Raw genomic sequence first — 14,863 nt, forward strand, 5'->3', positions numbered from 1 at the left:
AAAGCCTCCTTAAGAATATGTCCGACCCTTCCAACTGATTTCCCTTTTATTGAATCTTCGAATCATCGCCGTCGCAAGCAGGACGACATAAAGAATGACCGCAAGTGGATGCCAAAGCCAGGCATGAAAAATCATTGCCTTCCGGTCAATGCGGTAACGGGCAATCATGATCAAAAGAAAAGCTCCGAGTGTCCAAATCGACGGGAATATGAACACGAGTGGTAAAGCGGCGGCTTGGACAAGGTAAAACAACAGGAAATAGCTGCCTACTGCATAAGAATCGTTCATACCGCGGAAAACGTTTTTCAGGAAACCTTGCCAGACATCGCGGTTAGTCGCATACATGTCACAGCTGACATAGGGAGCCACATGAACGAGTGTCGTAGTAAAACCATTTTGTTTAAAAGCACGACACAGCTCCAAATCGTCGACGAGTGCCATTTGAATGGCTTGATGTCCACCGACGTGTTCGTAAGCTTGCCTTTCGACGAGCACGACCATACCGTTTGCCGCTGCAAAGGCAGGATGTTTGACCTTCCGAAAGGCAATCGGCAGATGTTGGGCAATCAAGACGTGCTGCATCGGAATCAGACACTTTCCGAGAAAGGTCGGAACGGGGAATGACGGGAAGCCCGACAGGAACACAGCCTGTTCTTTTTGCAATGTCGCATAGAGCCGGGGAATCGTATCTGCTGCCAAAGTAATATCAGCGTCTAAGAACAACAGGTACTCTTCATCCGTCGCACTCGCGAGTTGATGACAAGCATGGACTTTCCCAGCCCAGCCAGATGGTAAATCAAGACCATCGATGATTGTGAACTGGTCCTCTCCGCCGACAAGGCGGACTAGCAAATCACGTGTCTGATCAGTCGAGCGGTCTTCATATAAATAGACATGCATATTCGGATGAAGCGCTTGTCGTAACGAACGAATCAGTTTCTCGACATTCCGTTCTTCATTTCGAAGTGGAATACAGATTGCAAGACTTGGCGGAAGAACAGGTTCACTTAATTTCGGTAAAAAGGACAGATTGATGAACGTGTAGAGACAAACAAAAGTTGCAATGACGAACAGTACTCCCATCATGAACGGATCGCCTGTAACCACTGTTCCGTTTTAGCGGGGAGCGGCTCCTTTCTCGTAGTCAATACACGATATGATTCAATCCGTTCTTCGATTGCGTCAGTCCGGACGTCATCATACAGTCGGGTCATCGCATTCGTTAGATAACGTAACTGCTCCGAACTTCGTGAATCGGACAGCTGGATCGTCCGGGTCCGGATATAGACGTCCGGCTGTTGTTCATGACTGAAGGAATAGTAAAACGAAAACAGGGAGATGGAGCGGGCTGATTTTGCCAGATGTGTTGCTCCGCTGCTGAGCTGAAGCGGCCGTTCTTCCTGATGCCGCTCTTCTCCTTGAGGGAACATCCAGACACTGCTACCGTTTGCGAGTTGATTTTTTGCATACTGCAGGCTTTGTTTGATTTCCGCAAACGAACTCCGATCAATGGAAAAGCCGCCGAGTCGAGTAAAGAAAGGAAAACGTTCCAGTCCCTGCTCATCAATCATGACGTAAGGGTCGTGACGCAAAACCGTTTGATCGAGATGAAACAAAATCATGCCGTCCCACCACGATCCGTGCGTCGCGAGCATCAAGCCGGGGGTCGGTAAATCATCCGCCCGGTAGAGAATCCGGTGGAATTGTTTTCTGATTAAACGTTCTTTGACGTATAGATGAAAAGCGTATTCAGCCAACTTGTTTTTGTTTGCTTTTTGCAAAAGGAACACCTCCTTGTGTAAGCCAATACGTGACACCTGCGAGAAGGCTGATCAACGTGACACCGTAAAGACCGGCGACACCTGCCGTCAGACCGAACAGCGTATGGAGCATTAAAAACAGATACTGGTTGTTTCGTTCAAGTGCCGTAATGGTAACCTGCTGTTCGAACCGGGAAATCAGAAGCGCAAAGAAAAGTGCCGTTCCATACCAGCCCAAAAAGTTTTGGGTTGGGATGTCATAATACAATCCACCATTTTGCCAGATCCAATACGATTTGACGTTAGCTGCTACCGGATCGATCGCTAAATCCAACCAAACGGCAAACAGCGGCACCAGAATCACAGTATTGAAGCGAAATGGAAACCGGCGTGAGAAGGCAAGACTTGCTCCCATGACGGATAACCAGGCGGCACCGATCGTAATGGGTACACCGAGCAGTTGCACACCAAAATCTGCTTCATAGGCGTATGTACCGAACGGCCACCCCGTATGGACGCCGATGGATTCGATAAGAATTGAACCGAAGAAAATCACCGGAATGATGAAGCGTCCTTTTGGCAGGGCATCCCAAAGATAAAGAGCAGCATATAAGCCGGATGCAAATAAAAACACGGCGTTCGCCCACTCAAGCCAAGGGGGCAGTAACGAGAAACCGACTAAAATCAGTCCGATGAAAAACCAAATCGTGAAAAATAACCAAAGTTTTTTTTGAAATCGATCCATCATAAGTGTGTCCTCCATCTTAATTTATTCTGATATTAGTATACCTGTAGGAAAGGGCGCCGAGCCAGAATGGAGGTGGAATTCATAGTATTAAAAAAACAGACCGTATGCAGCGGTCTGCTTAATCGATTTGATGATTTTTTTGTTTTTTCTTTTTGATGAAGGAAAATAATAAAAAAGCGATATACAACGGAACTGCGACGAACCAGAAGGTCGACCACTCGTTGCTGCGGGCAATCATCACATAAGTTACATACAGCAGTGTAAATGTGATGACGAATGTGTGTCTCGGTACCGGAATATCCTTGAAGCTCGGAATCTTGACTCGACTTACCATCAAAAAAGCAAGAGCCGTAAAGACGAGCGGCACCATTAAATCATTCATACGTCCACTGAACAGGGTGACGACAGCTAAAATACCTCCAGCCGCTGTAATCGGGACACCGGAAAAATAAGCTGAAGCTACATTGGTAGCTGAAAGATTGAAACGGGCTAAGCGAAAGGCACCAAATAGAGGGAACAAAGCCGCAATCAGCAAACCGATTTCTCCAAAGTCATAAAAATAAGTGTAATATGCCATCATGGCTGGAGCGACACCAAAGGTCACGACATCAGCAAGCGAGTCCAGTTCTTTTCCGAAGTCACCCGCGACACCAAGCATCCGGGCAATCCGACCATCCAAACTGTCGAGCATCATTGCGATGACGATCAGTAGGGTCGCATTTTGAAAATCTCCCCGCGCCGCCATGACGATGGCAAGAAAACCACAGTATAAATTTCCGAACGTAAAGAGGTTCGGAATAGAGTTACGTACACGTTCTTTCCACAAAATGATTCCTCCTGCCACTTCTTCGATACTATCCATCATATCATAAACAACTGGTAGATATCAGCGGTTCATGAAGACAATTCCATTCGTGAAGCGCAGAAAATCATCAGGAGCGAGTTTGATTTGCAGACCACGCTTCCCAGCCGAAATAATGATGAATTCTTGATTCAGAGCCGAATCCGACAAAAGAACCGGAAAAGGTTTTTTCGCACCAATCGGGGCGACACCCCCTCGGATGTACCCCGTTAGTTGCTTCAAGTCTTTCATTGGTACCAAATGTGTTTTCTTAGCAGACACTGTGCGGGCGACGGCTTTTAAACTGACTTCTTCTTCGCCGGAAATGACAGCAAACACATGTTGATGGGAGTCTGTTTCTAAAACTAATGTTTTAAAAATAGACGAAAGCGGGTAATTAATCTTTCTAGCGACATTTTGAGCGGATAAATCCTGTTCATCGACAGGATAGGAAAGCATATCAAACGGGATGTCAGACTGCTTCAGAAGTCTCGCGACGTTCGTTGTGGTCATGTTGGTCTCCTTTGACGACAGCGTATTGAGCCCATTTCCGACTGTTCCAACGTTTCAAGGCAAAGATGCCACGGAACCATTCGTCTGCAGAAAAGGCGATCCAGATACCGAGTAAACCAAGTCCGTATTGCAAGCCGAGTGTGTAACTAAGAACGACGGCAATTCCCCACATTGAGAGAATACCAATCGCGACAGGGAAACGAACGTCTCCGGCTGATTTCAATGTTCCCATCAGAACGATATTCATCGCACGTCCCGGTTCAAGAATGACACTTGCCCATAATAACGGAATACCGATGGCGATGATTTCCGGGCTAGATGTGAACATCGACAGAATAGATGTGCCGACTGATGCAAGGGCAACGGCAGAGACGAAGCTTGCAAAAACAGCGATTTTCAGCGTTTTTACAGCACGTGTATGCGCTGCTTCAAATTGTTGCGCCCCAACTTGGCGGGCGACTAACAATTGTGTTCCTTGTGCGATAGCTAATGTAAACAAGAAACAAAGCATCGTGATATTCGAGACATAAACACGTGCCGATAGAGCAGACTCCCCGATTGTGGCAATGAAGCCGGTAATGATTAATTGAGAAAATTGATATGAGACACCTTCTCCAGCAGAAGGAATTCCAATATTCATGATGCTTTTAATATCGCGTCGATTGATTTGAACCAAATCTTTTAATTTAAAGCGTAAAGACAGTTTCCGGTAAACAACGAAAAAGAGTAAAACGACTGCCACTGTTCGGGCAATGACGATGGACCAGGCGACTCCGGCGACTCCAAGGACTGGAATACCAAATAATCCGAGGACAGCGATGACATTACCGAAAGCACTGACGAAGTTCATCAGTAACGTGACATACATAGCATTTTTTGTGAAACCGTGACTGCGTAAGATGGCACCGAGTGTAAGAGAGATGGCTTCCAAGAATAAAAAGAGACCAACAATCTTTAAGAACGTTTCGCCATATACTAATGTTTCTCCTTCTAAAGAGAAGAATCCGAGCAATTGTTTTCCGAACAAGGCGACAAGTACGGAAATGATCAAACCGATGTATAGGTTAATCGAAAAAGCAGATCGTGCGGTCTGGCGGGCATCTTGGATCCGTTTTGCACCTAAATATTGACCGATGATAATTGTTGCTCCAACGGATGTGATGTTAAACAGGATGATGAAAATGTTAAGCACCTGATTGGAAACACCGACAGCTGCTGCTGCACTGTCTGAATAGTAACTAAGAATCAATGTAGCGATGATTCCGAGGCTCATATGAAGCGCGATTTCAATGAATAGCGGCCATGTAATTTGGAATAATGATTGTTGTTTAACTGTTTTCATAAATTTAATTCCCCTTTAAGTCCTTAAAACGTATTGTCTTTCTGTATCTTTTGGAAACTATACGCCTTCAATTTTCATAATGAAAGAGCAAAAGTGGAGCTTTCATAAAAAAAGAAGGTATTTAAAAGGATTTTCATAAAACATCACGAATACATCATAATGAATGGATGTTCATTTTTGAAATGGAGGGGAATGGAATGAAAACTGAAGTCAGTTATACCGTCGAAGAGCAGATTGCGACTATCACGTTATCACGTCCGGAACGATTAAATGCACTTACAGCAACACTTTTAACAGAGCTAGCGGAGTCCATCGAAGAGGCAAATCAGGATGATAGCGTTCGGGTCATTATTTTGACAGGGTCCGGACGTGGATTTTGTGCAGGACAAGATTTAAAAACCGTTCAACCTGGCATGGATCATGGCGAATACTTAAAACAATACTATCACCCGGTCATTCGAGCGCTTGCGACGACGAAGAAACCAACCATTGCAGCTATTAATGGTGTCGCTGCGGGAGCAGGGTTATCGCTGACATTAGCATGTGATTTCCGAATCGTACGGGAGGATGCAAAATTATCGCTTGGCTTCATCAATATCGGATTGGTTCCGGATGCCGGTGCTCCGTATTTCTTACCCCGGCTGATTGGATCGGCCAAAGCGTTGGAACTGGCTCTGTTAGGTGAAACGATTACGGCACAACAAGCATACGACTATCATTTGGTGACAAAAAATATTGACGCTGAACGGTTTGAACAGGAAGTGGCATCATTTGCCGAGCTTCTTGCCAATCGCCCGACGAAAGTCATCGGGTATATCAAACAGTTGCAAACAGCGAGCTCCGAATCAACACTCGAGGATATGCTGGCTCAGGAGATTATTTATCAATCCCGTGCCGGAAAGACAGAAGATCACCAGCAAGCGGTTCAGGCTTTTTTAGAGAAAAAAGCACCCGTTTTCAGCGGTCGCTGATGACAGTGTGAACGATCAATAGGACCTTCCGGCAATCTGCCGGAAGGTCCTATTGTGATTCACTTGATTTTTTGTTTGATCTTTTGAGCGGTCGCATGAGTCCGATTCGTTAGGCCAGTTGAGATTCGAAATAGCATGATTCCAAGAAAGGCGGAAACGAAAATATACAATCCGGTCAACGTGACAAAAGCTCCGCTGGCAAGCGTGATGAAGAGAATCGAGAATTCTCCACGTGGTCCTAAACAAAATCCGGATTCAATCGCATGATAGTTGGAAAGTCCAAAAGCTCGTCCACCGAGAAAGCCGACAAGGAACTTCGACAAAAGTCCCCAGACAACCAGGGCAACGAAAAACCAGTCTAATGGAAGTCCTTCCGTCATTTCAAATGACATCCCGAACGAAATGAAGAATAACGGTAAAAGCAAATCTTGAAATGGTGTGACCAATCTTTTTAAATAACGTGTCTCTTTAATTTCCGTCAATAAAATCCCGACGATGAATGCACCCAGCACTTCGGACAAACCAAACATGATACCGATTCCTGAGAACGTCAAAATTAATCCGATGATACCGATTCCGGCGTCAGGGTGCCGGTAAAGGGAGTCAACAACTCTCGATTTTTGGCGGATGAAGACCGTTAAAAAAATCAGGGCACTGAATAAGAAAATAAAGCCAAGAAAAATCGTTCCGACTTTTACGAAAGTGAACTCCTGTGTTCCGAGAACAAACGGGGCACTTGTCAATAAGAGAGGAGCCGCCAAATCTTCAAAGATAAGTAACGAAAGGACAAACCGATTCACGTCTTTGTGTTTATCCGGTTCGCGGTCGAGCAGGCGGGCCGAAATCGACGAACTTGTCGCATAAAGAACACAACCAATTAAAAATGCCTCAGGTACCGAAAATCCGAAAGCCAAAGTCAAAAGGAAGGTACCGCCAAACGATAACAGAAGATCAATCAGTCCCGCTTTCCAGATGTTGCGAAACTGGATTAACAAATCAGCGACAGAAAACTTTAGACCCAGCAGGAAAAACAAGACGATGATGCCGGCTTCTCCACCGAGCTTTAATTCTTCCGGTAAATCATAATAAAGACCAAGTATGATTCCAATTAGAATAAAGGCAAGAATGCTCGGGAGATGAAACTTTTCACTGAGATAACTGACGACGAACAAGCCAATCAGAATCAATCCCGCATACAGAAATAATTCCATGAGAGAGTATTCCCTCCTTTCTTTTCTCTTTACCCTAATTTAAAAGCCTTAAGGGGCCTGTCACAGAAATGAAAAAAGACAGTCTTTTTGCTTTTGAGCAAAAAGGCTGTCTGAAAATCAAATTACTTGAATGATTGTTCCGGTATACGGAGCGAGCGTCATCTCTAATGAAGGAAGTGGTGTGTTTGAAAAGAGATCCATTCCTTGACCAGACTGAGGAGCGGGGATTGTAGCTTGATGATTGGAGTTATTGAAGTAGACGTAATACGTCCCGTCTTGACTCATCCGGCGCATGACAATGGTATTGGTTTCGTCGTCGGCATGGACGAATGAGATATGACCGTGATTGGCAAGTGTCTTATGCTGCTTTCGCAATTGAAGTAAATGTTTCGTATACATCAGTAGATTTAAATCCTGCTCTTCCGGATGCCACGGCATACATTTTCGGCAACCCGGATCCTGATCACCGTCTAGTCCGATTTCATCGCCATAATAGATGACCGGGCTTCCGGAAAAGGTCAGCATTGATAACAACAGCAGCCGCATCTTATTTTTATCGTTTCCGGCACGCGTCAAGGCACGTGGCGTATCATGTGAGCCAATCAAGTTAAACGTCACTTCGTTAACGTTAATCGTATTCGAGAATAAGACATGCGACATATCATTCGCATAGGCAGAAGCGGATGTTTTGTCGAGTGCAAAGAAATTGAGCGCTGCATTCGTGAACGGATAGTTCATGACGGCATCGAACTGATCGCCGAGCAACCATTCCTGTGAATCATGCCAAATTTCACCAAGAATATACGTCTCGGGGTTCACTTCTTTGACGACAGAACGGAAATCACGCCAGAAAGCATGGTCGACCTCGTTCGCAACATCGAGACGCCAACCGTCGATTCCGAATTCTTCGACCCAGTAACGGGCGACATGGAGTAAGTATGCTTTTACTTCCGGATTTTCCGTATTGAACTTCGGCATTTCAGGAACAAAGGCAAACGTATCGTAGTTTGGCATCGGCTCGGTTACGAGCGGGAAGTTACGGAGGTGGAACCAATCGCGGTAAGAAGAATTACTACCGTGTTCCCGAATATCAGCAAATGCTTTATGGTGGAAACCGGCATGGTTAAAGACGGCATCGAGCATGATACGAATTCCGTTTTCATGAAGCAAATCAACCATTTCCTTGAACTTTTCTTTTGTTCCGAATTGAGGATCGATTTCTAAATAATCAATGGTGTCATATTTATGATTGGACTTGGCTTCAAAAATCGGGCAAAAATAAATACCGGTGATTCCAAGATCAACTAAGTAATCGATTTTATCAATGACACCCTGGAAATCGCCACCGAACAGATTTGTCGTTGTAGGTGAAGTACTGTTCCAAGGAAGAGTACCGGCCGGATCATTCGTCGAATCTCCATTGGCAAAGCGGTCGGGGAAGATTTGATACCATACTGTATCCTTGACCCAATCCGGAGCATGGAAGACATCGACTTTGTTCAAATAAGGTACACAGAAATAGTACCCGGTGTCATCCAACGGTTTTTCATCAAACCAACCACGCTCGGTAAGCACCTGGCTCGAATGTCCGTCATGGAGTCGGAATCCGTAGCGCAGACGACGAAAAGGAGGAACGACATCGATGAACCAATAATCGAACAATTCGTCTGAACCACTCCGTTTCATAGGTGTTTCGAATGTATTCCAATAATTCGATTTGGACGGATCAAAATTCCAATCGGTATCGTCCGGGTTTTCGGTATGCCAATCATATGGATCTCCCCAGATAAGATCGACGTGATCCACATCATTTTTTTTTGTCTGCAATCGGACATGAATGGTTTTGTCATCATACTTATAGACGAACGGTGACATCGCGCGGTGGAAAACAGCTTCTTTCAGCATTTTGGTCACTCCCTATGTGCAATCGCTTGCATTCTAATATAATAGTCTTCGACCTAAGAATAGTGAAGCGCTTTCTTAAAGTCAATTGGAATTCCAGAAAAAACAAGAGGTGATAGGGAATTCTTTTATTTTAGCGCAATCGATTGCACGTAGTTGTGCAAATCGATTTAATGTAAACGTTTTCTTTTTAAAATGATTTAACTAATGCATCCAATTGATTTTTAAGAATACTTTTCGAAAATCTTTTTTGAATGTAAGGAAATATTTAAAGAAAAGGACTTGTCAAAAGGATTTTAGATTGTATAATAAAAATGTAAAGGTGATGCAAACGTTTTCATAAAACGCTTACAACCACTCGGTTGTTATCATGAGAAAATGGTTGTGCCTTTATGCAAACGTTGTGCATCAGAACTTATCATTCGTACGTTAACTTGGGGAGGAATTTTCGAACATGGAAATCAAAAAATTAGTAGCAGGTCTTTCAGTATCTGTCATGGCAATCGGTGCTCTTGCAGCATGTGGCGGCGGAACGGATTCAGGTTCTTCTGATACAAGTTCAGAAGGCGGTAAAAAACCAACGAAAATCGTGATTTGGGAAGATACAGAAAAAGCGGAAACAACGAAAGCCGCTGCTAAAGCATTTGAAGAAAAAGAAGGCGTCAAAGTTGAAGTCAAAGAAGTTAAAATGACGGATCAACAAAAGAAAGTCGCTCTTGATGGTCCTGCAGGAAAAGGTCCGGACATCATTCTTCTTCCACATGACCAAATCGGAACAGTCGTTGACCAAGGGTTGATTGCTGAACTCAAAGACGGTGAAAAAGCACTCGAACCTTTCATCGATACAGCGAAATCAGCTGTTACATTTGACGGTAAAGTTTACGGATATCCTAAAGCAGTCGAAACACCAATCCTTCTTTTCAACAAAGATGAGTTAAAAGAAGCACCTGCTTCAATGGACGACTTATACAAAATCTCAACAGAACAGAAAAAAGACGGTAAATACGGTTTCCTCGCACTTTGGGATAACTTCTACTTCGCACACGGTCCAATCGGTGGATACGGCGGATATGTCTTCAAAGAAAACGGTGGAAAACTTGATCCTGCTGACATCGGTCTTAACAACAAGGGTGCAGTTGAAGGAATGGACTACATCGGTAAATGGTACAAAGAAGGTCTCTTCCCGAAAGGTTTAATCGGCGGTGGCGGTGGTCAAGCAATGGACCAATTGTTCGGCGACAAGAAAGCAGTCGCAGTCATGAACGGACCATGGGCAGTCGCAAGTTATAAAGAAAAAGGCATCAACTTAGGTGCTTCAGCACTTCCGAAACTTCCAAACGGGGAAGCAATCAAAACATTCGTAGGTGTTAAGACGTATGCTGTTTCAGCTTACTCTGAAAATCAAGAATGGGCAGAAAAGTTCCTTGCGTCACTGACTGGCGAAGAAAACGCGAAAGCGATGTTTGAGAAATACAATGAAATCCCACCGGTCACTTCACTTCAAGAAGATGCAACAATCAAAGATAACGAAGTGGCAGCAGCTGTCTTCGCACAGTCTAAAGACGGTGTACCAATGCCGAACATCGCTGAGATGGGTCAAGTTTGGGAGCCGATGGCAGCAGCACTTCAACTCGTTGCTACAAACAAACAAGACGCACAAAAATCAGCTGATGACGCTGTAAAACAAATCAAGCAACAAATCGAAGCAAACAATCAATAATCAACTGAATCACTGACACAGAATTAAAGAAAGGGGGATCTTGGATTCCCCCTTATCTTTATGGTTGGAAGAGAAGCCTGAGGTCAGACATGACCTTTGGAAAGGAGAACAGACGATGGCGGCCATTGCGACACCACAACCGACGAAAACACCAAAGCCAAAAACGAATCACCGGACGATTGCAGCAGCGATATCGATCGTTCCAGGGATGGGGCAACTGTACAATAAACAATTTTTAAAAGGTGCGACATTCTTTATCGTCGTTCTGTCATATTTTTTAGTAAATTTCGAGCTGTTTTTTAAAGGTGCCGGGAACGGTCCCGGAGATCGTGGAGCGATCTGGGGATTGATTACACTCGGTGAGGTACCAGGCGTAAGGGGGGATCACTCGATCTTCTTGATGGTCGAGGGAATCATTGCATTGATTCTGCTTGTGTTTGGTATCGCCATTTACGTCTGGAACTTTATCGATGCGTATCGAATCGGTAAACTTCGTGATTTGGAATTAGAAGTACCTTCTTTGAAAATGCAGCTGCGGAACTTCCGGGACAATGGATTCCCGTACGCGATGCTGATTCCATCGTTGGTTCTCCTCGTCTTCACGGTCGTCTTACCGTTGATTTTCACATTTTTGATTGCCTTTACGAACTATAAGTTCAACAACTCACCGCCTGCAAAGCTTGTCGACTGGATCGGGATTCAAAACTTCCTGAACATCTTTACGGTCGATATCTTCCGTGACACGTTCGTCAGTGTCTTGGGATGGACGCTCGTCTGGACAGTTGCTTCGACAACCGGTGTCATTGCGATTGGAATTGGTCTTGCGGTCTTGTTAAATCAAAAAGGATTAAAAGGAAAACGTTTCTTCCGTTCGATTTTAATCCTGTCATGGGCTGTACCGGCATTCATCACGATTTTGATTTTCCGTTCGATGTTCAATGAGACGTTTGGTGTCTTTAATACGACATTGCTTCCTGCCATCGGCCTTGACAGCGGTGTCGAGTGGATGACGGATCCGACATATACCAAGCTTGCTTTGATCGGAATTCAGTGGTGGCTCGGTTTCCCGTACATCATGACATTGACGACAGGGATTCTGCAGTCGATTCCAGAAGATTTGTATGAAGCAGCAACGATTGACGGTGCGACTTCAGGTGAAAAATTCCGCCTGATCACACTACCGATGATCCTGTTTGCAACAGCACCAATCTTGATCACGCAATATACGTTTAACTTCAACAACTTCAATATCATCTATCTCTTTAACAACGGGGGACCGGCTGTTCCGGGTCAATCGGCCGGCGGAACGGATATCCTGATCTCCTGGATTTACAAACTCTCGCTTGGTTCGAATCCGCAATACGGATTTGCCGCAGCGATTACACTTGTGCTGTCGTTCTTCATCATGACGATTGCCGTCATTCAGTTTAAACGTTCAAAATCATTCAAAGATGAGGATATGATCTAATGAGAAAACAAAACCGAATCAACATGGCGTTGTCATACCTCATTTTGACGATCGCCTCAATAATTATCGTGTATCCACTCTTATGGGTTGTCGGCACATCGCTCAACCCGGGGAAAAGCATCACCTCGGACATCTTCCCAAGCAATCCGACATTAATCCATTACTTTGATTTATTTGATGCGACACAAACGGATTACGGGATGTGGTATTTGAACACCATCAAAATCGCTGTCATTACGATGGTTGTCTCAGTGGCCTTGATTACGTTGACGGGTTACATTTTTTCACGGTACCGGTTCGTCGGCCGTAAAAATTCACTGATTTTGTTCCTCGTGCTGCAGATGGTGCCGCAATTCGTTGCCATTATCGCGATTTACGTCCTGTTGAACATGTTGCAATTGTTTGATACGCACTTGGCATTGATTCTTCTGTATGCAGGGGGAGCGATTCCAATGAACACGTATCTTGCAAAAGGATATTTTGATACAATACCAAAAGAACTGGATGAAGCAGCGCGGATGGATGGAGCAGGACATCTACGGATTTTCTGGCAAATCATTCTTCCACTTGCAAAACCAATGGTTGCTGTTATTGCGTTGTTCAACTTCATGGCACCGTTCAACGATTTCATCCTGGCGTCACTTGTTCTCCGTTCGCCGGAAAAACAAACGTTAGCTGTTGGACTGTACAACATGGTTTCAGAGCAATTCGACAACAACTTCACATTGTTTGCGGCAGGTGCTGTATTATCAGCAGTACCAATCGTTCTTCTGTTCTTCGCTTTCCAGCGTTTCTTCGTGTCTGGATTGACGGCAGGTGGAACGAAAGGTTAATCAATCAAGGGGGAATCAGCGGCATGAGACGAGGCGTGATGCTTCTCCTCTTGCCGCTTCTCTTGTCTATCGGAATATTTCCACAGACAAGCGAAGCTGCAGGATGGGAAAAAGAACGAATGTATTTCATTATGGTCGACCGGTTTGAGAACGGTGACAAAAGCAATGATTTAGAGGCCGATCCAAACGATCCGAAAGCTTTTCAGGGCGGTGACCTGGCAGGTGTCACGAAACGTTTGGATTACATCAAGGATGAAGGATTCACATCGATTTGGCTGACACCAATCTTTAAGAACCGACCAAATGGTTATCATGGGTATTGGACGGACGATTATTACGAAATCGATCCGCACTTCGGAACAAAAGAAGAATTTAAAGCACTGGTCAAAGAAGCACATAAACGTGATCTTAAAGTCGTGCTCGATTTAGTCGTCAACCATTTAGGTCCGAACCATCCGCTCGTAAAAGAAAAACCGGACTGGTTCCATGAAGAACAGACGATCATGAACTGGAACAATCAAGCGGAAGTCGAGAACAATTGGCTGTTTGATTTACCGGACTTTAATACAGAAAATAAAGAAGTCGTGAAGTACTTGATTAATGTCGCGAACTACTGGGTGGATGAGACCGGAATCGACGGTTACCGACTCGATACAGTTCGTCATGTGCCATCGGATTTTTGGAAAACCTTCATCCCGGCCGTCAAAAAAGAACATCCGGATCTCTTTTTACTCGGAGAAGTATTTGACGGCGATCCGCGTAAGATTGCGACCTATTCTAAATTAGGATTTGATTCCGTGACGAACTTCCCGTTTTACTACGGGATCAAGGATCAGTTCGCCCGCAAAAATGGTTCAGCGGAAGAACTCGATTCAGTTTATAATCGAGATACTACGTTTAATCCGAAAGCGATGTCATTAGCGAACTTTATTGATAATCATGATTTAAAACGCTTCATTACGGAAGCCAAGATTGGCGGAGCCGCTGATGAGGAACGGCAACTGCGTATAGCGTTGTTCGCCTTGTATGCAGCACCCGGTATGCCGATCGTCTATCAAGGGACAGAGATCGCGATGCCTGGTGGAGAAGATCCGGGAAATCGAATGATGATGGAATTCGATAAAAACGATAAGATGCAGGAATATGTACAGACGTTAAATAAGATGCGTAATAACTATCCGGCTTTCGAAACAGGGAAACAACGGCTGGTGGCTAAAACCGATCATATGGCCGTCTTCGAACGAAAAACTAAAGATCAGTCTGTCTTATATGCCATCAATTTAGGGGAAAAGAAAACGACGTTGCGTGTGAAAGCAGCAGAAATCGGTGACGATCAACGCCTTCGGGGATTATTGTTCTCTGACGTGGTACGTCAAGACGGAGATGCCTATGAAGTGACGCTCGATGCAGGCAGCGCGAACGGCTATGTCGTGGAACGTTCACAGGTCAACTGGGTCTCGCTCGTTGCGATTGGATCAATCGCTCCAATCCTTGCCTTAATCATTTTATTCGTCCATCGACGACGGATCAATCGGACAAAGGAAACACACTAAA

General features: G+C 44.7%; 13 protein-coding genes. 5 read left to right on the top strand and 8 right to left on the bottom strand.

The window, feature by feature from the left end; all coding sequences use genetic code 11:
• Positions 1 to 9 precede the first annotated feature (9 nt).
• The 6 genes from HNY42_RS05285 to HNY42_RS05310 form a co-directional block, all read right to left on the bottom strand.
• Entirely contained in the window at positions 10 to 1,086 is a 1,077-nt protein-coding gene (locus tag HNY42_RS05285) for a glycosyltransferase family 2 protein (RefSeq protein ID WP_188005211.1), read from the bottom strand.
• Complete coding sequence (locus HNY42_RS05290; RefSeq protein WP_188005212.1) at positions 1,083 to 1,781, bottom strand: lysophospholipid acyltransferase family protein; 699 nt, start codon at positions 1,779 to 1,781, stop codon at positions 1,083 to 1,085. Before HNY42_RS05290 ends, HNY42_RS05285 begins: the two co-directional genes overlap by 4 nt.
• Positions 1,750 to 2,508 carry a carotenoid biosynthesis protein gene (locus HNY42_RS05295; RefSeq protein ID WP_251138685.1) on the bottom strand — a complete coding sequence of 253 codons (759 nt, stop codon included), beginning with the start codon at positions 2,506 to 2,508 and terminating at the stop codon, positions 1,750 to 1,752. Before HNY42_RS05295 ends, HNY42_RS05290 begins: the two co-directional genes overlap by 32 nt.
• 118 nt (positions 2,509 to 2,626) lie before the next feature.
• Positions 2,627 to 3,373 carry a CDP-diacylglycerol--serine O-phosphatidyltransferase gene (pssA, locus tag HNY42_RS05300; RefSeq protein ID WP_012369649.1) on the bottom strand — a complete coding sequence of 249 codons (747 nt, stop codon included), beginning with the start codon at positions 3,371 to 3,373 and terminating at the stop codon, positions 2,627 to 2,629.
• Positions 3,374 to 3,394: 21 nt separating this feature from the next.
• Positions 3,395 to 3,862: a Cys-tRNA(Pro) deacylase gene (gene ybaK, locus HNY42_RS05305; RefSeq protein WP_131973242.1), complete on the bottom strand. Its 468-nt coding sequence runs from the start codon at positions 3,860 to 3,862 to the stop codon at positions 3,395 to 3,397.
• On the bottom strand, positions 3,822 to 5,204 hold the full coding sequence (locus HNY42_RS05310; protein ID WP_131503907.1) for an MATE family efflux transporter: 1,383 nt from the start codon (positions 5,202 to 5,204) through the stop codon (positions 3,822 to 3,824). The genes ybaK and HNY42_RS05310 overlap by 41 nt, the downstream gene beginning before the upstream one ends.
• 197 nt (positions 5,205 to 5,401) lie before the next feature.
• Here HNY42_RS05310 and HNY42_RS05315 point away from each other — a divergent pair, with 197 nt between their 5' ends.
• Complete coding sequence (locus tag HNY42_RS05315; RefSeq protein WP_188005213.1) at positions 5,402 to 6,175, top strand: enoyl-CoA hydratase/isomerase family protein; 774 nt, start codon at positions 5,402 to 5,404, stop codon at positions 6,173 to 6,175.
• A gap of 59 nt (positions 6,176 to 6,234) precedes the next feature.
• Here the strand turns inward: HNY42_RS05315 and HNY42_RS05320 are convergent, their stop codons facing one another.
• Entirely contained in the window at positions 6,235 to 7,386 is a 1,152-nt protein-coding gene (locus tag HNY42_RS05320; RefSeq protein ID WP_131503909.1) for a cation:proton antiporter, read from the bottom strand.
• 117 nt (positions 7,387 to 7,503) lie between these two features.
• Positions 7,504 to 9,291: a glycoside hydrolase family 13 protein gene (locus tag HNY42_RS05325; RefSeq protein WP_188005214.1), complete on the bottom strand. Its 1,788-nt coding sequence runs from the start codon at positions 9,289 to 9,291 to the stop codon at positions 7,504 to 7,506.
• A gap of 457 nt (positions 9,292 to 9,748) precedes the next feature.
• On the opposite strand from HNY42_RS05325, the gene HNY42_RS05330 reads away from it, so the two are divergent.
• The 4 genes from HNY42_RS05330 to HNY42_RS05345 all read left to right on the top strand — a co-directional run bounded on the left by HNY42_RS05330 (position 9,749) and on the right by HNY42_RS05345 (position 14,862).
• On the top strand, positions 9,749 to 11,008 hold the full coding sequence (locus tag HNY42_RS05330; protein WP_026829045.1) for an extracellular solute-binding protein: 1,260 nt from the start codon (positions 9,749 to 9,751) through the stop codon (positions 11,006 to 11,008).
• A gap of 115 nt (positions 11,009 to 11,123) precedes the next feature.
• A complete protein-coding gene (locus HNY42_RS05335; protein ID WP_131503911.1) occupies positions 11,124 to 12,476 on the top strand; it encodes a carbohydrate ABC transporter permease in 1,353 nt (450 codons plus the stop codon).
• The gene (locus HNY42_RS05340; protein ID WP_012369657.1) at positions 12,476 to 13,309 is read left to right on the top strand and encodes a sugar ABC transporter permease; all 834 of its coding nucleotides are present in this window, start codon (positions 12,476 to 12,478) and stop codon (positions 13,307 to 13,309) included. The genes HNY42_RS05335 and HNY42_RS05340 overlap by 1 nt, the downstream gene beginning before the upstream one ends.
• Positions 13,310 to 13,332: 23 nt before the next feature.
• On the top strand, positions 13,333 to 14,862 hold the full coding sequence (locus HNY42_RS05345; protein WP_188005215.1) for an alpha-amylase family glycosyl hydrolase: 1,530 nt from the start codon (positions 13,333 to 13,335) through the stop codon (positions 14,860 to 14,862).
• Position 14,863: the final 1 nt, after the last annotated feature.

It is taken from the genome of Exiguobacterium sp. Helios (assembly GCF_014524545.1).
Lineage (GTDB): Bacteria > Bacillota > Bacilli > Exiguobacteriales > Exiguobacteriaceae > Exiguobacterium_A.

What these genes read in the sequence shown, in the direction of transcription:
- pssA (WP_012369649.1), bottom strand. Translation starts at nt 3,373, where the DNA reads ATGATGGATAGTATCGAAGAAGTGGCAGGAGGAATCATTTTGTGGAAA.
- HNY42_RS05315 (WP_188005213.1), top strand. Translation starts at nt 5,402, where the DNA reads ATGAAAACTGAAGTCAGTTATACCGTCGAAGAGCAGATTGCGACTATC.
- HNY42_RS05345 (WP_188005215.1), top strand. Translation starts at nt 13,333, where the DNA reads ATGAGACGAGGCGTGATGCTTCTCCTCTTGCCGCTTCTCTTGTCTATC.
- ybaK (WP_131973242.1), bottom strand. Translation starts at nt 3,862, where the DNA reads ATGACCACAACGAACGTCGCGAGACTTCTGAAGCAGTCTGACATCCCG.
- HNY42_RS05295 (WP_251138685.1), bottom strand. Translation starts at nt 2,508, where the DNA reads ATGATGGATCGATTTCAAAAAAAACTTTGGTTATTTTTCACGATTTGG.
- HNY42_RS05340 (WP_012369657.1), top strand. Translation starts at nt 12,476, where the DNA reads ATGAGAAAACAAAACCGAATCAACATGGCGTTGTCATACCTCATTTTG.
- HNY42_RS05325 (WP_188005214.1), bottom strand. Translation starts at nt 9,291, where the DNA reads ATGCTGAAAGAAGCTGTTTTCCACCGCGCGATGTCACCGTTCGTCTAT.
- HNY42_RS05335 (WP_131503911.1), top strand. Translation starts at nt 11,124, where the DNA reads ATGGCGGCCATTGCGACACCACAACCGACGAAAACACCAAAGCCAAAA.
- HNY42_RS05285 (WP_188005211.1), bottom strand. Translation starts at nt 1,086, where the DNA reads ATGATGGGAGTACTGTTCGTCATTGCAACTTTTGTTTGTCTCTACACG.
- HNY42_RS05320 (WP_131503909.1), bottom strand. Translation starts at nt 7,386, where the DNA reads ATGGAATTATTTCTGTATGCGGGATTGATTCTGATTGGCTTGTTCGTC.
- HNY42_RS05310 (WP_131503907.1), bottom strand. Translation starts at nt 5,204, where the DNA reads ATGAAAACAGTTAAACAACAATCATTATTCCAAATTACATGGCCGCTA.